Origin of the sequence: Guptibacillus algicola, assembly GCF_020171805.1 — a bacterium.
Lineage (GTDB): Bacteria > Bacillota > Bacilli > Bacillales > Guptibacillaceae > Guptibacillus > Guptibacillus algicola.
On record NZ_JAIVAF010000003.1, the window covers coordinates 835,329 to 853,589 of the forward strand.

Sequence of the window (18,261 nt, forward strand, 5' to 3'; positions counted from 1 at the left end):
CATCCTTTAAAAAGGTACAGAGAGACCTAAAAGGGTGAGGAATAGGCGCGAGAACCATCGCGTCCACTTTTCTACACCCTGAGACTGCTCAGGGTGTTTTTTTATGCCAGGATCGATGAAGAAAATTGAAGGAGTGGTGAGATGAAGCATTTACTCGATATGTTGACGATGGAGCAAGAAGAGATTGAATCGATTCTTCAACAAGCTGAACACTTCCGATTAGGAAATGAAAAGGTAGGATTTCCTTCAGCAGTTGTAGCAAATTTATTTTTCGAACCTTCGACGAGAACAAGATTCAGTTTTGAAGTAGCGGAAAAACGGTTAGGATGCCATACATTAAATTTTGAAGTAGCAGGATCAAGTGTTCAAAAAGGGGAGAGCCTCTATGACACGATAAGAACGTTAGAAGCGATCGGTGCAGAAGTAGCGGTCATCCGTCATCCAGAAGAAAAGTACTACGCATCTCTAATAGAAAACACGTCATTATCGATTATTAATGCGGGGGATGGATGTGGGCACCACCCTACACAGTCACTTTTAGATTTACTAACGATCAAACAGGAGTTTCATACGTTCAGAGGATTAAGAATCGTCATCGCAGGTGACATCAAACACAGTCGAGTTGCAAGGTCAAATGCGGTTATTCTTTCAAAACTTGGTGCAGACGTTTCCTTCTCAGGTCCAGAAGCCTTTCGAGAAGATTCGATCGGAGCATTTCCATACATCACGATGGATGAAGCAGTAGAACATGCAGACGTATTGATGTTACTCCGAATTCAGAATGAACGACACGATAAGCGTGTTGAGCAAAAATCATATCTCAAGGCACATGGTCTTACGGTAGAACGAGAGAGACGTATGAATGCAGGGAGCATCATCATGCACCCTGCTCCTGTAAACAGAGGGGTAGAAATCGATGCTTCATTGGTAGAATGTGAACGCTCACGAATATTTAAGCAGATGGAAAATGGCGTTTACGTTCGCATGGCTGTCTTAAACCATATCCTTCAATCCAAAGAGAAAGGAATGTATGTGTGATGATCATCAAAAATGCACTGCTATTAAATGAAACTGGTAATCTAGAAAAACGTGATGTTCTTATTTCAAGAGATGGAAAGGTTGAAAGAATTTCATCGTCGATCGAGTCTGATCACGAAGACACGTTCGATGCGGAAAAGATGCTCCTTATTCCAGGCCTTGTCGATCTACATGTTCATCTAAGAGAGCCAGGAGGCGAACATAAAGAGACGATTGAAACGGGAACGAAAGCAGCGGCAAAAGGAGGGTTTACGACGATTGCTGCGATGCCTAACACGAGGCCGGTACCAGATCAAAGTACGACTATGTCTGAGTTAATGGAAAGAATAGAAAAGACAGCAAACGTCCGTGTCCTTCCATATGGCTCGATTACCATTAGGCAGCTTGGCGATGAATTAACAAACTTTGAAGGTCTTCGTTCATCTGGAGCGTTTGCTCTTACCGACGACGGAGTAGGAGTTCAACATGCAGGCATGATGTTAGAAGCTATGAAACGTGCGGCATCTCTAGGTCTCTCAATCGTTGCACACTGTGAAGAAAATACGCTAATAAATAGAGGATGCGTTCATGAGGGGCACTTTTCAAAAGAACATGATTTGAATGGAATCCCCTCCGTTTGTGAATCTGTACATATAGCACGCGATGTTCTACTTGCTGAAGCAGCAGGCGCGCATTATCACGTATGCCATATAAGCACGAGAGAATCAGTACGAACTGTCAGGGATGCGAAGCGAGCAGGAATCAATGTTACTGCAGAAGTGACCCCACATCACCTGCTTCTTTCTGAAGAAGATATCCCCGGTCTTGACACGAATTTCAAAATGAATCCTCCACTACGCTCGAAGGAGGACCAGAAAGCATTAATCGAAGGGCTGCTAGACGGTACGATCGATTTCATAGCAACAGATCACGCCCCGCATTCACAAGAAGAAAAGGCAACATCAATGGAAAAAGCGCCATTTGGAATCGTAGGACTTGAAACAGCATTCCCGCTTCTTTACTCAAACTTTGTTGAGAAAGGAACGTTCACACTGAAACAGCTAGTTGACTGGCTAACAGTAAAGCCAGCAGAAGCATTTGGATTATCTTACGGAACACTAGAAGAAGGTGTGGAAGCAGATTTAACGCTAATAGATTTAGATAGTGAAGAACGAATCGACCCAGAGACGTTCGTATCGAAAGGGAAGAACACTCCTTTTAAAGGATGGAACTGCAAGGGGTGGCCAGCGGTCACGTATGTGAACGGAAAAAAGGTTTTTGAGAAAGGGAGCGATCACGAATGAAAAGACAGCTGATACTTGAAGACGGTTCAATTTTTGTTGGAAAAGCGTTTGGAAGTGAAATTGAGAAAAGCGGCGAAGTTGTTTTTAACACAGGGATGACAGGTTACCAGGAAATTTTGTCAGACCCATCTTACTGTGCGCAGATTGTGACTTTTACCTACCCTCTTATCGGAAACTACGGAATCAATCGAGATGATTTTGAATCGATAAATCCATCTGTACATGGCTTAATTGTTAAGGAAGCCACAAAAGCTCCAAGCTATTGGAGAAACGAAATGACGATCGATGAGTTGTTAAGAATCAAAGGAATTCCAGGTCTCGAAGGCATCGATACAAGGAAATTAACGAAACTCATTCGTGCGAACGGTACGCTCAAAGGAAAGCTTTGTAATATGGAAGTTGATACGAAGAAAGTGATAGAAGATCTAAGAGATATTCCGCTTAAACGGAATCAAGTTGAAGAAGTTTCCATAAAAGCACCTTATGCGAGTCCGGGTAGAGGGTATCGAGTAGTTCTAGTCGATTTTGGCATGAAGCACGGTATCCTTCGTGAACTTACAAAACGGAAATGTGATGTAGTCGTAGTGCCTTACCACACGTCCGCCGAGGAAATAGTAAGACTGAACCCAGACGGAATCATGTTGAGTAACGGACCTGGAGATCCAAAAGATGTTCCTGAAGCGATCGACATGATTCAAGGAGTACTCGGTAAAATTCCGTTGTTTGGAATCTGTCTTGGCCATCAGCTTTTTGCTCTCGCTTGTGGGGCTAATACAGAGAAAATGAAATTTGGACACAGAGGTTCAAATCATCCTGTTATGGAGAGCAGTACAGGGAAAGTGGCGATCACGTCTCAAAATCATGGGTATACGGTTTCACCTGCAACATTAGAAAATACAGAGCTAGTCATTACGCACACAGCGATCAATGATGACACGATTGAAGGTGTAAGGCACAAGCAGCATGCTGCATTCAGCGTCCAATATCACCCGGAAGCTTCACCTGGACCTGAAGATTCAAATGAGTTATTCGATGAGTTCATTGCGATGATCACTGCAACTAAGGGGGAGAAAACATATGCCTAAACGTACAGATATTCAAAAGATTCTTGTGATTGGTTCAGGTCCTATCGTAATAGGTCAGGCAGCTGAATTTGACTACGCAGGTACACAGGCTTGCCAGGCGCTAAAAGAAGAAGGCTATGAAGTCATTCTAGTAAACTCTAATCCTGCAACGATCATGACTGACGCTACGATCGCAGACGAAGTTTACATTGAACCTCTGACGCTAGACTTCGTTAGTAAAATCATTAGAAAAGAGCGTCCAGATGCCCTTCTTGCAACGCTTGGCGGACAAACTGGTTTGAATCTTGCGATGGAATTATCGGAAGCGGGAGTCTTGAACGAATACAATGTAGAGCTATTAGGAACGAGTCTTGATGCAATTCAACAGGCTGAAGATCGCGACCTTTTTAGAGAGTTAATGAGAAAGCTTAGCGAACCTGTTCCGGAAAGTGACATTGTCCGCAATTTAGATGAGGCATACTCGTTCGTTAATCGGATTGGCTATCCTGTCATCGTTCGCCCTGCTTATACACTTGGTGGAACTGGGGGCGGCATTGTTCATAACGATGAAGAACTAGAAGAAATCGTATCGAGTGGTTTGAAGTATAGCCCTGTCACACAGTGCTTGTTAGAAAAAAGTATCGCTGGTTTTAAAGAAATCGAATATGAAGTGATGAGAGACGGTCAGGATAAGGCGATCGTCGTATGTAATATGGAGAACATTGATCCTGTTGGCATTCATACAGGGGATTCAATTGTGGTTGCTCCGAGTCAAACGCTATCTGATCGAGACTATCAGATGCTTAGAAACGTAGCGCTGAAGGTGATTCGAGCTTTGCAGATCGAAGGTGGATGTAATATTCAGCTCGCTCTTGACCCTTACAGCTTCCAGTATTACATCATCGAGGTGAACCCGCGCGTCAGTCGTTCGTCAGCTCTAGCATCAAAAGCGACTGGATATCCGATAGCAAAGCTAGCAGCAAAAATTGCTGTCGGCTTATCACTCTCAGAAATGGAGAATCCAGTTACAGGGAAAACATATTCAAGTTTCGAACCGGCCCTTGATTATGTTGTATCAAAAATTCCAAGGTGGCCGTTCGATAAGTTTGAAAGTGCAAATCGTCGCCTCGGAACTCAGATGAAAGCGACTGGAGAAGTAATGGCGATCGGTCGAACGATTGAAGAATCACTATTGAAAGCTGTCCGCTCACTAGAGTCAAATGTTGATCACCTTTTAATCCCTTATATGAGTGAGTTGAGTGAGAGTGAACTAGAAGAACGTATTAAATATGCAGATGATGAACGGATCTTCGTAATCGCAGAGGCCTTTCGAAGAGGGAGGACCATTCAGGATATTCACGAGTGGAGTGCGATCGACTACTATTTTCTCGTTAAGTTAGAAGGAATCATTCAACTTGAGGAAGTCTTAAGATCGAACAAAGGTGATCTTGAACGATTAAGAGAAGCGAAGGAAAAAGGATTTACAGATAAGTTCATCGCAGAATTATGGGGTGAGGAAGAGAGGAACATCTACACCCTACGGATGGAAGAAGGAATCGTTCCAGTTTATAAAATGGTAGACACTTGTGCAGGCGAGTTTGAATCAGAAACGCCTTACTACTATTCTACCTATGAAGAAGAAAATGAGTCTGCTAGGTCTTCGAAGGAAAGTGTATTAGTCCTTGGTTCTGGGCCGATTCGTATCGGTCAAGGAATCGAATTTGATTATGCGACCGTTCATAGTGTATGGGCAATTCGTGAAGCAGGATACGAAGCAATCATCATCAACAACAACCCTGAAACAGTGTCTACTGACTTTAGTATTTCAGACAAACTTTACTTCGAACCATTAACAGCCGAAGACGTTATGCACGTGATTGAACTTGAAAAGCCGACTGGCGTTATCGTTCAGTTTGGAGGGCAAACAGCTATCAATCTTGCAGATGAACTTGCATCGAGAGGTGTGAGAATACTAGGGACAAAGCTTTCGGATATGGATAAGGCAGAAGATCGCGATAAATTTGAACTCACGATGAAAGCTCTAGATATTCCTCAGCCTGATGGAAAAACAGCAACTTCTGTAGAAGAAGCCATATCAGTAGCTACTAGAATAGGCTATCCAGTATTAGTTCGTCCCTCTTATGTACTCGGTGGAAGAGCGATGGAGATCGTTTATAAAGAAAGCGAACTTTTACACTATATGAAAAACGCAGTGAAGGTGAATCCACAGCATCCCGTGCTGATCGATCGCTACTTAATGGGGAAAGAAATCGAAGTTGATGCAATATCTGACGGTGAAACGGTCTATATTCCGGGTATCATGGAACACATCGAACGAGCGGGTATTCACTCAGGAGATTCGATCGCCGTGTATCCTCCTCAAAGTCTCACAGATGATGTGAAGGAAACGCTTATCAATCAAACGATTAAGCTTGCAAGAGGACTAAACATCGTTGGACTGCTGAACATCCAGTTCGTTATTCAGCAGAAAAACGTTTACGTCCTAGAAGTGAACCCAAGGTCAAGTAGGACTGTGCCGTTTTTAAGTAAGATAACGGGAGTTCCGATGGCGAACTTTGCAACGAAGGTTATACTTGGTCAAAAACTAATGGAACTTGGTTACGAAACAGGGTACGCAGAAGAAAGAGAAGAAGTATTTGTGAAAGTTCCGGTATTCTCTTTTGCGAAGTTAAGAAGAGTAGATATTACACTTGGTCCGGAAATGAAGTCAACTGGTGAAGTAATGGGAAGAGATTGCACACTTGAAAAAGCTCTTTATAAAGGGTTAGTCGCTTCAGGGATGAACATTCCAACCCATGGCTCTGTGCTCTTTACGATCGCCGATAAAGACAAAGAAGAAGGAGTTGAGCTTGTTAAGCGATTCCACTCGATTGGCTATCACATCCTCGCTACTGAAGGTACGGCAGAGGTCATACGAGAAATAGGAATACCTGTAACGACTGTAAACAAGATCGGTGCTGAAAAACCAAATCTGTTGCACGTGATTCGTGAAGGTCAAGCGCAGTTTGTCATCAACACGCTAACGCGCGGCAAGCAGCCTGCAAGAGACGGTTTCCGAATTCGACGCGAATCCGTTGAGAATGGGGTCGTATGTTTCACGTCGTTGGATACTGCGAAAGCGCTGCTTCGAGTTCTAGAAACGATGACGTTTTCAAGTAAGAGCATGCCGAAATTTCACCAAAAAGAAGTGATTCATTCATGAACCAGTTAAAGACTGAACTTGTGTCGCAAAGACAGATTGCCGAGTCAATCTATGAAGCGATCGTTTACAATGAGTCGATCGACGAATCGTTTAAACCTGGTCAATTCGTTCACGTGAAAGCTGGGGGAGGATCTGATCCATTGTTACGAAGACCGATCAGCATTTGTCACGTTGAACCAAAAAAGCATCTCCTCACAATGATTTATCGTGCGGAAGGAAAAGGAACAAACTTGTTAAAAAGTGAAGTGCCAGGAGCAGTGATTGACATACTAGGACCGCTTGGAAACGGGTTTCCAGTTGATGAACTACGTGAGGGACAAACAGCAGTGCTCGTTGGGGGAGGGATCGGCGTTCCCCCACTGTACTACTTGTCAGAGAGTTTACAAGAAAGAGGCGTTCACGTTCATCATGTGAATGGTTTTCAATCTAAAGAGAGTGTTTTTTATGAAGAAGAGTTCAAAGAGTTTGGTCCCGTCACGATCACCACGGTAGATGGAAGTTACGGAGAAAGTGGGTTCGTAACGAATCAGCTCGATTTCTCTTTTGATTATCTCTTTGCATGTGGGCCATCCCCAATGCTTCGGGCTCTAGAATCTTATCGCTCGAAGGGCAAGGTATATTTATCTCTTGAACAACGAATGGGATGTGGAATTGGCGCGTGCCTTGCATGTGTATGTCATGTTCAAGGAGATACAACTGCACTCAAATATCGAAAGGTTTGTAGCGATGGACCAGTATTTGAAGCAGGGGAGGTCGTATTATGAGTCGTTTGCAAATCGAGTTACCCGGTTTATCTTTAAAAAACCCAATCATGCCTGCATCTGGTTGCTTTGGGTTTGGTCGTGAATACAGCAAGTTCTATGACCTTGAGAAACTAGGCGCGATCATGGTGAAAGCAACAACAGCTGAACCTAGGTTTGGAAATCCCACGCCTCGTGTTGCTGAAACGTCTTCAGGGATGCTGAATGCGATCGGATTGCAAAACCCTGGGCTAGACGAAGTACTTCATTCGGAGCTACCTTGGCTTTCTGAGTTTGATGTCCCTATAATCGCAAATGTCGCTGGTTCAACGATAGAGGATTATGTAGCCGTGTCGAAGGAAATTTCTAAAGCTCCAAACGTCCATGCGCTCGAACTGAATATTTCGTGCCCAAATGTAAAAGAAGGCGGCTTAGCATTCGGTACAGTCCCTGAAACTGCGTATGAAGTGACAAAAGCAGTTAAAGCCGTATCAAGTGTACCTGTGTATGTCAAGCTTTCTCCAAACGTCACTGATATTGTTGAGATAGCAAAATCGGTTGAAAAAGCGGGAGCTGACGGGCTTACGATGATCAATACGCTTCTAGGAATGAGAATAGACTTGAAAACAAGTAAACCTATTCTTGCAAATGGAGCTGGTGGGTTATCTGGGCCAGCGATCAAACCTGTAGCGATTCGAATGATTCATCAGGTCAGTCAACAAGTTTCCATTCCAATCATCGGCATGGGTGGCGTTCAGACTGCTGAGGATGTAGTGGAGTATTTCTTAGCTGGTGCAAGCGCTGTAGCGGTGGGTACCGCTAATTTCGTAGATCCATATTGTTGTCCGACTATCATTGAAAATCTCCCTTTATTATTAGATGATCTAGGCCTCTATCATATCGATGAATTAATAGGAAGGAGCTGGAAAACAGAGTGGACACTTCAATCATCCTCGCGCTAGACTACTCGAATAAAGAAGAATTAGATCGCTTACTAGATCAGTTAAAGGAAGAGAGTCTTTTTGTGAAAATAGGAATGGAAGCTTACTTCCAGTATGGTCCAGGACTTGTCGAACGACTCAAAGAACAAGGTCACCGCGTTTTTCTAGATCTAAAATTACACGATATCCCGAACACAGTCGGTAAAGCGATGAAAGGACTTGCTTCGCTTGAAGTAGACCTCATCAACGTACATGCAAGTGGTGGTAGACGAATGATGAATGCGGCTATTGAAGGGTTAGAGGCAGGAACTGCTCCAGGGAAAAAGCGTCCATTATGTATAGGAGTGACACAATTAACAAGCTCATCAGAACAAATGATCAAGAAAGAACTGAACTGTGCACTTAACATGAAAGAAAGTGTCGTGTCTCTAGCAAGACTTTCGAAAGATAGTGGACTAAACGGCGTAGTAAGCTCAGCCCTTGAAGTACCTGGTATTAAAGAAGCTTGTGGGCTGGATTTCTTAACTGTAACCCCTGGCATTCGACTAGAAGGTGATCTTGCTGGAGACCAAAATCGTGTGTGCACACCTGCAAAAGCTAGAGTGTTAGGTAGTGACTACATTGTGGTTGGTCGTAGTATAACAGCTTCGAGGAGCCCTCTTGTAGCGTATGAAAAATTGAAATCGGAATGGGGGACATTACATGAAATCAATCGCTAAAGCACTGCTCGACATTCAAGCAGTCACATTAAGACCAAATGATCCGTTTACGTGGTCATCAGGTTTACTATCTCCTATTTATTGCGATAACAGGCTAACTCTTTCTTATCCTTCCGTTCGAAGGGAAATCGCAAAAGGTCTTTCTAGTTTGATTCTTTCTCAATATCCAAAAGCAGACGTGGTTGCTGGCACCGCAACTGCTGGTATTCCTCATGCTGCCTGGGTGAGCGATAAGCTTGATCTTCCCATGGTTTACGTAAGAAGCAGTGCCAAAGGACATGGAAAAGGTAACGTGATTGAAGGAAAAATAATCAAGGGTCAAAAAGTTGTTGTGATTGAGGATCTCATATCGACTGGTGGTAGTGCGATCGATGCTGCTCTTCAACTAAGAAAAGCAGGTGCTGAAGTGTTAGGTGTTATAGCAATATTCACATATGGAATGGAAAAAGGCTCAGAGAATTTTCATGAACACAATATCGAATGGCATACGTTAACGAATTTTGATGAATTGTTAACAAGTGCAACAGAAACAGGTATGATTAAGGAAAGAGAGGTTCAATCACTGCTGAACTGGCGAGCCGACCCCTCTTCAGAAGAGTGGGTTAAGCAGTTAAACAATCTCTCCGTTTAAACGATGGAGGGTTCTTATGAGAAAAATGCAAGGCGAAGAATTTGATTCACTCGTATCATTCTTTGATGATATGGCACGAACAAAATGGCTTGGCGAAATACATGATGAATTGAAACATGCCTCAGGGTCGTGGGAAAATAAATCTGTACTCGACGTTGGATGTGGTACAGGGAGATTATTGTTAAGAGGTGTTGAAGAGGCATCTTTGCTTACGGGAGTCGATTTGTCCACTGAAATGCTGAAAGCAAGCAAACAAAACTTTTTCTTTCGAAATCGAGTGGAGAAAACACACTTTTCAGTAGAAGATGCTTGTGATTTATCTTTCGAAAATAATGTTTTCGATCTATCGTTATCCACCTGTGTGATGTTCTTATTACCAGAGCCTGAAGAAGGTATGAAAGAAATGATTCGTGTTACAAAAACAGCAGGAAAAGTAGTGATGCTGAATCCTTCTCTCCGTATGGATCAGTCTGCTGCTTTTTCCTATGCAAAAAAACACGGGATGAGCGGGTTTGAACAAACCTCACTTCTAAGATGGTCGAATGTATCTACAAAGAGACATCGGTATACATCAGAGGAATTAAGTGAAAAGCTAAAGACGCTCGGCGCGAAGGAAGTAAACCATATTGAAGTATTAGAGGGACTCGCAATTATTACCGTTGCACAATTATAAAATGAAGGTAAAAGCAGCTAGCTAAGCTGCTCAGATTGTTGAGAAAGTCTTAAAGACCATCTGCAAGGATAGTGAGGCGATTTCCGCTTCAGGATGCTCGCTTTCCGCGGGGCGGGCGGTGAGTCTCCTCGTCGCTTTCAAAACGCTCCTGTGGGGTCTCACCTGTCCCGCACGTCCCGCAGGAGTCGAGCATCCTTCCGCTCCAATCAACATTGATATGTGGTTTCGAAAATAAGAAAAGCCATTAAATTACTTTTAGGGTATAAAACAGAGGACTACTTAATCATAATCAGTCGGAAAGTTTGCTTTGATTGATTGCTACCTAATAGGAGTGAATACCACTTGACTCCCGTGGAAAACGGGCGTTTGAGACTCGGAGTGGACGGCTTTTGTCCGCGAGGAGGCTCAGGCGTTCGTCCACAGGAATCTTGTGGTATTCAAACTCCTACGGCATAGGGAACACATTAATCAAGTTTCTCTACAAGCTAGCAGCTAGCTAAGCTGCTTTTTTTTCTTTGGGTGACTTAAAGGTTAACTGGCATGGTTAGAGAAGATTACTAGTGATGGATCATGCTCCATCTTCGTAAATTTTTCAGCCTTGATACTGTAATTATTCCAAGGGAGGTAGAGAAGCATGGCGACTTTCCAAAAGATTATTCCTAATCTATGGTTCGATCACGAAGCAGAAGAAGCGGTAACCTTTTATACGACGATATTCAAACATTCTGAGGTCACTAAAGTCACTCATTATAGGAAAGCCGGGCAAGAAATTCATGGTAAAGAGAAAGGAAGTGTGATGACAGTCGAGTTTTCTTTAGAAGGGCAGAAATTTGTAGCGTTAAATGGCGGCCCTCACTTTACATTCAATGAAGCTGTTTCGTTTATCGTCTCATGCGCATCACAGGAAGAAGTGGATTATTATTGGGATAAGCTCTCTGAAGGAGGAGAAGAATCGGCTCAGCAATGCGGATGGCTAAAGGACAAGTTCGGTGTGTCATGGCAAATCGTTCCTGATCAGCTTCAAGACCTACTACAATCAGATCCATCCGTAGCGGATAAGATAATGAAAGAACTGTTGAAAATGAAGAAAATTGATATTCGCATTTTGAATGAGGTGAAAGAACAAATTACGTATGAAGGATGATTCTAATATAGGCACGTTTACGTAATTAATAACAAAGCGTCACGCCAAATTGGCGTGACGCTTTGTTATTATTTCTTCATCTTATAAACAAGATCTTCATCTGGTGTAACAAATAGCGTATTCTGATGGTCATACGTCACGAAACCAGGTTTTGCACCATTCGGCTTCTTCACGTTACGTACCTCAGTATAATCAACTGGAACAGACCCAGATTCTCTTGCTTTACTAAAGTAAGCTGCGAGGTTGGCTGCTTCTAATAGCGTTTGCTCAGAATAATCTCTGTCTCGAATCACGACATGTGACCCTGGTATATCTTTCGTGTGCAGCCACGTTTCACTTCTTGCTGCTAATTTGTTCGTTAAATACTCATTTTGTTTGTTGTTTTTCCCTACGAGTATCTCTGTACCATCAGTTGATTCATACGTGTCTAACTGAGGTTTTGAATTCTTCTTTTTCTTTTGCTTTCTTGATCGTTTCTTTATATATCCTTCTTCCTCAAGCTCTTCACGAATTTCTTCAATATCTCGTGGAGAAGCAGATGACAATTGTTGTAGCAGCTGTTCGAGGTATGCTATTTCTTCATGGGCATTCTCGATTTGCTCTTCTAGAACGTTGATCGAGTTCTTTGCTTTATTGTATTTCTTAAAATATTGCTGAGCGTTATCAGAAGGTGACTTTAGAGGGTTTAGCTCGATCGTTACCGTTCCGCCTTCCTCGTCGTAGTAATTTTGTACTTCGACTTCAGCGTCACCGCGCTTAACCATATGCATATTAGCTGTTAAGAGCTCGCCAAGTAACTGGTACTTGTCAGCTGATTTTGCTTCTTGAATGGTTTTTGTTAGCTTCTTTATTTTCTTTTCATTTTTCTTTCGTTCATTTGAAAGGAAACGTTCAAGATCATTCGTTTGCTGTTTGACACGATCGCGATCGGCTTTACCGTAATAGAAACGGTCAAGAAGCTCACTAACTGTATCGAACGACTTGCTTTCGCCCTTTATGTGAGTCAGTGAAACGACAGAGAAATTCTCTTTTGAAGACAAAACCATCTGTGGCGTGTAGTGATGGTTGTAGAGGTCTTCAAAAATAGAACGGAATGCTTCCGGTAGGGTAGATCTCGTTGCAAGTCCAGATCTATGAATGACTTCGTTTGCGATTAATGGAGAGACGCCTCCGAATGCTTGTACAAGCTGATTTCCTAGTTTTCCTGCATTAAAGTCAATCTGTCTTAGAAAATATTCCTCTGATAAATTAAATGGTGACACTTTATTTTGTTCTGGCGGTGCAACATAATCCTGCCCTGGCATGACAGTTCTATGTCTGTTTACCGAAGGAGAAAGATGCTTGATACTATCAAGGATCATAGAATTCTCGTTCAAAAGCATCACATTACTATGACGCCCCATAATTTCTGCTACGAGTGTTCTTGTCGTCATATCCCCCAAATCGTTTCGGGCTCTGAACGTAATATGAATGATTCGCTCGTTTTCAACTTGATTGATTTCTTCGATAATACTACCTTCCAAATGTTTTCTTAATAACATACAAAACATCGGTGGCTCTTTTGGATTCGCATACGATTCTTCCGTAATGTGAATTCTTGCATACGAAGGGTTAGCAGATACTAATAGCTGATGATTCTTACCTCCTGAACGAATGACGAGGAGTAAATCTGTTGCATAAGGCTGATAGATTTTCGTTACTCTACCACCTTTTAATACTTCATTTGTCTCATGCGCTACGGCTCTTGTGACCATACCGTCGAATGACATACTGTTCACCTACATTTCTATCAATAGACATCTTGTACAGTATAGCATTTTTTGTGGCTTGTCTGAATATAGATGGACTATTAGAGTGACATTGTGCAGGATCGGAGTGTTGAACATGAGTTGGTATAATATGACAGAACCAGAGGTGGCAGAAGAATTAGAAACGAATGTTGAAACTGGTATCAGCACGGAAGATGCGACAGAGAGACGAAAGGTCTTTGGTCCAAATGAGCTTGAGGAAGCAGAGCGGCCATCGTTATTCCTCATGTTTTTATCGCAGTTCAAAGATTTTATGGTCGTCGTCTTACTTGCAGCGACCCTAATATCGGGTCTTCTTGGTGAGTACCTTGATGCAATCGCGATCATCCTCATCATATTGGTCAATGGGATACTCGGGTTTGTCCAGGAGCGGAAAGCAGAAAAGTCGTTACAAGCATTAAAGCAACTATCATCTCCACATATGAAAGTGTTGCGTGATTCCGCGTGGCTTTCAATACCTGCAAGAGAAGCTGTCGTTGGGGATATTGTTCGAATTGAAAGTGGAGACCGTATCGGAGCAGATCTCAGAATCATCCATTGTCAGGAGCTGCAAATCGAAGAATCAGCACTAACTGGTGAATCGGTGCCTTCAAACAAACATCCAGAGCCGATACGAGAAGAAGGAGCAGGTCCTGGTGATCAACTTAATATGGGATTTATGGGGACCCTTGTAACGAAGGGGAAAGGAATTGGAATCGTTACCGCTACAGGCATGAATACAGAGATGGGCAAAATCGCCCACTTGATTCAAAATGCTGATACACTTGAAACGCCATTGCAGCATCGCTTGGAGCAATTAGGAAAGATCCTAATAGCAGGAGCACTATTCTTAACAGCAATCGTTGTGTTACTGGGGATTTTTCAAGGACGAGATGTTTATGACATGTTCTTAGCAGGTGTATCGCTAGCCGTTGCAGCAATTCCAGAAGGACTTCCTGCCATCGTAACGATCGCCTTAGCGATAGGTATGCAAAAGATGATCAAACGAAGAGCGATCGTAAGAAAGCTGCCATCAGTAGAAACGTTAGGATGCGCAACAGTCATCTGTTCAGATAAGACAGGCACGCTGACTCAAAACAAAATGATGGTTACTAAGCTCTGGGCTGGTGGCCAAACGTGGAATGTGACGGGATCTGGATATTCTCCGTATGGAGACTTTTTCAAAGGAGATACGAGAGTATATTCTGATGATGAAAAGTCGTTAAAACAGCTTTTAACATTTGGGCTGATTTGTAGCAATGCTAGAGTTCTTGAACAAGATGGAGACTACTATCTTGATGGAGACCCTACCGAAGGGGCGTTAGTAGCTGCTGCGATGAAAGCTGGCTTAACAGAAGAAGTTCGTGAAGAGGAATTTACGATTATTCAGGAGTTCCCGTTCGATTCCAACCGTAAGATGATGAGTGTAATCGTAGAAGATCGATCAGGGAAACGATACGTCATTGCAAAAGGTGCACCTGATATCGTCTTAAAGCAATGTGGTTCTGTTCTTTGGAATGAAAGACAAGCGCCACTTCGTAAAAGCTATGAAAAACAAATACAAGATGAACTTACGTCTTTTGGTAACAATGCGCTTCGTACGATCGCCGTCGCTTTTAAGCCGATCCAAAATGAAGAGAGGCTTTTACATAGCGTACAGGCAGAATCAAGACTTACGTTTGTTGGCTTACAAGGGATGATCGATCCTCCTAGAGAAGAAGTGAAGCAAGCAGTAGAAGAGTGTAAAATCGCTGGAATTAAGACGATAATGATTACAGGTGACCATGTTACAACGGCAACAGCAATCGCTCGCAACCTCGGTATCTTGCCTGAAGATGGAAAGGTGATGGAGGGTAGTAAGCTATCTACTTATACTGTTGAAGAATTAGAAGATAACGTTGAAGATATATACGTATTTGCTCGTGTATCCCCTGAACATAAATTGAAAATCGTGAAAGCTCTTCAGAAAAAAGGGCATATCGTCGCTATGACTGGAGATGGGGTCAATGATGCGCCGGCCATAAAAGCCTCGAATATCGGCATATCGATGGGGCTAACCGGTACAGATGTAGCAAAAGAAGCATCCTCACTCATCTTGAGTGACGATAATTTTGCAACGATTCGAGCAGCTGTTGAAGAAGGTAGAAATATATACGAGAACATTCGTAAATTTATTCGATACCTTCTTGCTTCAAATGTTGGCGAAATCTTAGTGATGTTATTTGCCATCCTTCTTGCGCTTCCGCTGCCACTAGTGCCAATTCAAATTCTATGGGTGAATTTAGTTACAGATGGCCTACCTGCAATGGCTCTAGGCCTTGACCCAGCAGAAGGGAATGTGATGAAAAGAAATCCACGTCACCCGAAAGAAGGGGTGTTTGCTAGAGGGCTAGGTTGGAAGATTATTTCACGGGGAATTATGATCGGGATCTGTACTCTTGCAGCGTTCATGATCTGCTACGGTGAAAATCCTGATGAGCTTGTGAAAGCTCAAACGGTAGCATTCTCTACTCTTGTTCTTGCGCAGCTTATTCATGTGTTCGATTGTAGAAGTGAACGGTCCATTTTTCACAGAAATCCTTTTGAAAACAAAGCACTCGTCTTAGCAGTGCTATCATCGGTCGGTCTGCTTCTTGCAGTTATTTACTATGAACCACTCCAACCGATCTTTCATACAACATACCTCTCAATGAGAGAGTGGATGCTCATTCTTGTCTTCTCATGTATCCCAACCTTTCTTCTTGCAGGTTCAGTCTTCTTCAAAAGAAACATCCGTTTGAACAGAGGGTGATGTATCCCTCTGTTTTTTTATTGAATTTACAGTTTATTTCATAAAAAGGGAGAATCCTAAATCGAGACGAAGTTATGACTTTGTTTCAGCTTTATGAAGTGGTACAATTGGATAGAATAGCTAATGGAAGTGATAGTATGGTTAAGAGTATGACAGGGTATGGAAGAGCATCTACAGAATATAACGGTGTTCAAATAACTGTGGAAATAAAATCAGTTAATCATCGCTACTTCGATGTATCCTTTAGAATGCCAAAATCTCTACTAGAGATGGAAACGAAATTCAAAAAGATCGTGCAGCAAAACGTTCATCGCGGTAAAGTAGATGTGTACATCCAGCTAGAAGGCTCAGCTATGGATTCAAATGAGTTACGAACTGATTGGAAGTTGCTCGATCAATACATAACGTTGTTAAAACAAGCCGGTGAACGGTACGAGTTAAAAGACGACCTTTCGATTTCTCAGTTAGTGAATCTCGAAGATGTTTTTCATGTGCAGCAAGGGGAAACATCCTTAGATAAAGTAGAAACTGGTATAGTTGATGCTCTTGAAGAGGCTGTAAATTCGTTGCTTTTGATGAGAAGTTCTGAAGGGATCTCCTTGAATGATGATATCCATTCAAAGCTAATCGAGATGGAAAAGAAAATAGAGCTTATCTCAGGAATGACTAGCGATGTTACAAAAGCTTTCGAAACGCGGATTCGGCATAAATTAGCTGAGTTTAAAGAACTAGAGGATGTTGATGAAGGACGAGTCTTAACAGAAGTTGCCCTTCTTGCCGATAAGGCAAGTATCGATGAAGAAATTACAAGACTTCGTAGTCATCTCATTCAGTTCCATGATATTCTTACTACAGAAGGTGCAATCGGACGAAAGCTTGACTTCTTAGTGCAGGAGATAAATAGAGAGCTTAATACGATCGGTTCCAAATCTACTCATCACATGATCAGCCAGTACGTGGTCGACCTGAAGAGTGAAGTTGAAAAGGTTCGTGAACAAGTTCAAAATATCGAATAGTCTGCACGATATTCATCGTTTAAATTCACACAAACTGTGTAAAAATAGAATCGTGATTCCCGGGAGGAAAGACAATGAGTATTAAATTGATTAACATTGGCTTTGGCAATATCGTCAACGCCAACCGAATTGTATCGATCGTTAGTCCAGAATCAGCACCTATTAAGCGAATTATTACGGTAGCTAGAGATCGTAATATGTTGGTTGATGCTACATACGGGCGAAGAACTCGTGCCGTTATTATCTCTGATAGTGATCATGTTATTTTATCAGCGGTTCAGCCAGAAACTGTAGCGCAGCGACTGATCAACAAAGACGAACTATCAGATGAGTAGGATTTAGAAAGTGGAGGTTAGTATGAATAAAGATCGCGGATTACTAATTGTCCTTTCTGGCCCATCAGGAGTTGGAAAAGGAACAGTGAGAAAAGCGTTCATGCAGGATGCAGAGGAAGTGCAGTATTCAATTTCTGTTACCACTCGTAAACCGCGTGAAGGCGAAGTAAATGGAGTGGACTATTTCTTTAAATCACACTCTGAGTTTGAAGAAATGATTGAAAACAATAAACTACTTGAATACGCTCAATTCGTAGACAATTACTACGGAACACCTGTTGATTACGTAGAAGAAACGCTTGATTCAGGTAAAGATGTATTATTGGAAATCGAAGTTCAAGGAGCCAAACAGGTAAGAAAGCATTTCCCTGAAGGTGCCTTTATCTTCTTAATGCCACCGAGCCTTACTGAACTCAGAAGTCGAATTGTCAATCGTGGAACTGAAACAGACGATGTGATTGACAATCGGATGGGTGTTGCGAAAGAAGAGATTGAACTGATCGATCAGTACGATTATATCGTTGAAAACGATCAGGTTGAGCTTGCATGCGAAAGAATGAGAGCAATCATTACCGCAGAGCATTTAAGACGTGATCGTATTGCACATAATTATAAAAACGTAACGGAGGTATAAACTATGATCTTATATCCATCAATCGACTCATTAATGGACAGAATTGACTCCAAATACACGCTCGTAACCCTTTCGGCAAAGCGAGCTCGTATCATTCAGCAAACTGAGAATGTTTATGTTGACCACCCTAAGTCCGAAAAGCCAGTAGGTAAAGCGCTAGAAGAAGTAATGGACGGCAAATTGTTAGCAGATGGAATGATACACGACTAGTAGAAGTAACAACCTATGAGAATAGGTTGTTA

General features: G+C 42.4%; 16 protein-coding genes. 15 read left to right on the forward strand and 1 reads right to left on the reverse strand.

The annotated features are described in order from the left end of the window. Positions 1 to 141: 141 nt before the first annotated feature. The 10 genes from LCM09_RS11920 (at position 142) to LCM09_RS11965 (ending at position 11,456) form a co-directional block, all read left to right on the forward strand. Positions 142 to 1,038 (forward strand): aspartate carbamoyltransferase catalytic subunit, encoded by an 897-nt coding sequence (locus LCM09_RS11920; protein WP_224881957.1) that lies wholly within the window; start codon positions 142 to 144, stop codon positions 1,036 to 1,038. Further along, positions 1,038 to 2,321, forward strand: a complete 1,284-nt coding sequence (gene pyrC, locus LCM09_RS11925; RefSeq protein ID WP_224881959.1) for a dihydroorotase — start codon at positions 1,038 to 1,040, stop codon at positions 2,319 to 2,321. Before LCM09_RS11920 ends, pyrC begins: the two co-directional genes overlap by 1 nt. Next, a complete protein-coding gene (locus LCM09_RS11930; RefSeq protein WP_224881961.1) occupies positions 2,318 to 3,406 on the forward strand; it encodes a carbamoyl phosphate synthase small subunit in 1,089 nt (362 codons plus the stop codon). The genes pyrC and LCM09_RS11930 overlap by 4 nt, the downstream gene beginning before the upstream one ends. Next, a complete protein-coding gene (gene carB, locus LCM09_RS11935) occupies positions 3,399 to 6,608 on the forward strand; it encodes a carbamoyl-phosphate synthase large subunit (protein ID WP_224881966.1) in 3,210 nt (1,069 codons plus the stop codon). The genes LCM09_RS11930 and carB overlap by 8 nt, the downstream gene beginning before the upstream one ends. Further along, on the forward strand, positions 6,605 to 7,372 hold the full coding sequence (locus LCM09_RS11940; RefSeq protein ID WP_224881967.1) for a dihydroorotate dehydrogenase electron transfer subunit: 768 nt from the start codon (positions 6,605 to 6,607) through the stop codon (positions 7,370 to 7,372). Before carB ends, LCM09_RS11940 begins: the two co-directional genes overlap by 4 nt. Then, positions 7,369 to 8,310: a dihydroorotate dehydrogenase gene (locus LCM09_RS11945; RefSeq protein ID WP_224881973.1), complete on the forward strand. Its 942-nt coding sequence runs from the start codon at positions 7,369 to 7,371 to the stop codon at positions 8,308 to 8,310. The genes LCM09_RS11940 and LCM09_RS11945 overlap by 4 nt, the downstream gene beginning before the upstream one ends. Next, entirely contained in the window at positions 8,283 to 9,008 is a 726-nt protein-coding gene (gene pyrF / locus LCM09_RS11950) for an orotidine-5'-phosphate decarboxylase (protein ID WP_224881975.1), read from the forward strand. Before LCM09_RS11945 ends, pyrF begins: the two co-directional genes overlap by 28 nt. Further along, the gene (gene pyrE / locus LCM09_RS11955; RefSeq protein WP_224881977.1) at positions 8,992 to 9,639 is read left to right on the forward strand and encodes an orotate phosphoribosyltransferase; all 648 of its coding nucleotides are present in this window, start codon (positions 8,992 to 8,994) and stop codon (positions 9,637 to 9,639) included. Before pyrF ends, pyrE begins: the two co-directional genes overlap by 17 nt. A gap of 16 nt (positions 9,640 to 9,655) precedes the next feature. Next, positions 9,656 to 10,312 carry a class I SAM-dependent methyltransferase gene (locus LCM09_RS11960; RefSeq protein ID WP_224881984.1) on the forward strand — a complete coding sequence of 219 codons (657 nt, stop codon included), beginning with the start codon at positions 9,656 to 9,658 and terminating at the stop codon, positions 10,310 to 10,312. Between the two features lie 634 nt (positions 10,313 to 10,946). Beyond that, the gene (locus LCM09_RS11965) at positions 10,947 to 11,456 is read left to right on the forward strand and encodes a VOC family protein (RefSeq protein ID WP_224881985.1); all 510 of its coding nucleotides are present in this window, start codon (positions 10,947 to 10,949) and stop codon (positions 11,454 to 11,456) included. A gap of 68 nt (positions 11,457 to 11,524) precedes the next feature. Here the strand turns inward: LCM09_RS11965 and LCM09_RS11970 are convergent, their stop codons facing one another. Next, complete coding sequence (locus LCM09_RS11970) at positions 11,525 to 13,225, reverse strand: Rqc2 family fibronectin-binding protein (RefSeq protein WP_224881987.1); 1,701 nt, start codon at positions 13,223 to 13,225, stop codon at positions 11,525 to 11,527. Between the two features lie 115 nt (positions 13,226 to 13,340). Between LCM09_RS11970 and LCM09_RS11975 the strand changes: the two genes are divergently transcribed. The 5 genes from LCM09_RS11975 to rpoZ all read left to right on the forward strand — a co-directional run bounded on the left by LCM09_RS11975 (position 13,341) and on the right by rpoZ (position 18,229). Beyond that, entirely contained in the window at positions 13,341 to 16,034 is a 2,694-nt protein-coding gene (locus tag LCM09_RS11975) for a calcium-translocating P-type ATPase, SERCA-type (RefSeq protein ID WP_224881989.1), read from the forward strand. A gap of 74 nt (positions 16,035 to 16,108) precedes the next feature. Then, positions 16,109 to 17,050, forward strand: a complete 942-nt coding sequence (locus LCM09_RS11980; protein WP_224881990.1) for a YicC/YloC family endoribonuclease — start codon at positions 16,109 to 16,111, stop codon at positions 17,048 to 17,050. A 74-nt stretch (positions 17,051 to 17,124) separates the two neighbouring features. Beyond that, a complete protein-coding gene (remA, locus tag LCM09_RS11985) occupies positions 17,125 to 17,385 on the forward strand; it encodes an extracellular matrix/biofilm regulator RemA (protein WP_224881992.1) in 261 nt (86 codons plus the stop codon). A gap of 22 nt (positions 17,386 to 17,407) precedes the next feature. Next, positions 17,408 to 18,019 (forward strand): guanylate kinase, encoded by a 612-nt coding sequence (gene gmk, locus LCM09_RS11990; RefSeq protein WP_224881994.1) that lies wholly within the window; start codon positions 17,408 to 17,410, stop codon positions 18,017 to 18,019. A gap of 6 nt (positions 18,020 to 18,025) precedes the next feature. Beyond that, positions 18,026 to 18,229: a DNA-directed RNA polymerase subunit omega gene (gene rpoZ / locus LCM09_RS11995; RefSeq protein WP_224882995.1), complete on the forward strand. Its 204-nt coding sequence runs from the start codon at positions 18,026 to 18,028 to the stop codon at positions 18,227 to 18,229. Positions 18,230 to 18,261: the final 32 nt, after the last annotated feature.

Coding starts and splice junctions, on each gene's coding strand:
- LCM09_RS11920 (WP_224881957.1), top strand. CDS start 142: ATGAAGCATTTACTCGATATGTTGACGATGGAGCAAGAAGAGATTGAA.
- pyrC (WP_224881959.1), top strand. CDS start 1,038: ATGATCATCAAAAATGCACTGCTATTAAATGAAACTGGTAATCTAGAA.
- LCM09_RS11930 (WP_224881961.1), top strand. CDS start 2,318: ATGAAAAGACAGCTGATACTTGAAGACGGTTCAATTTTTGTTGGAAAA.
- carB (WP_224881966.1), top strand. CDS start 3,399: ATGCCTAAACGTACAGATATTCAAAAGATTCTTGTGATTGGTTCAGGT.
- LCM09_RS11940 (WP_224881967.1), top strand. CDS start 6,605: ATGAACCAGTTAAAGACTGAACTTGTGTCGCAAAGACAGATTGCCGAG.
- LCM09_RS11945 (WP_224881973.1), top strand. CDS start 7,369: ATGAGTCGTTTGCAAATCGAGTTACCCGGTTTATCTTTAAAAAACCCA.
- pyrE (WP_224881977.1), top strand. CDS start 8,992: ATGAAATCAATCGCTAAAGCACTGCTCGACATTCAAGCAGTCACATTA.
- LCM09_RS11960 (WP_224881984.1), top strand. CDS start 9,656: ATGAGAAAAATGCAAGGCGAAGAATTTGATTCACTCGTATCATTCTTT.
- LCM09_RS11965 (WP_224881985.1), top strand. CDS start 10,947: ATGGCGACTTTCCAAAAGATTATTCCTAATCTATGGTTCGATCACGAA.
- LCM09_RS11970 (WP_224881987.1), bottom strand. CDS start 13,225: ATGTCATTCGACGGTATGGTCACAAGAGCCGTAGCGCATGAGACAAAT.
- LCM09_RS11975 (WP_224881989.1), top strand. CDS start 13,341: ATGAGTTGGTATAATATGACAGAACCAGAGGTGGCAGAAGAATTAGAA.
- LCM09_RS11980 (WP_224881990.1), top strand. CDS start 16,109: ATGACTTTGTTTCAGCTTTATGAAGTGGTACAATTGGATAGAATAGCT.
- remA (WP_224881992.1), top strand. CDS start 17,125: ATGAGTATTAAATTGATTAACATTGGCTTTGGCAATATCGTCAACGCC.
- gmk (WP_224881994.1), top strand. CDS start 17,408: ATGAATAAAGATCGCGGATTACTAATTGTCCTTTCTGGCCCATCAGGA.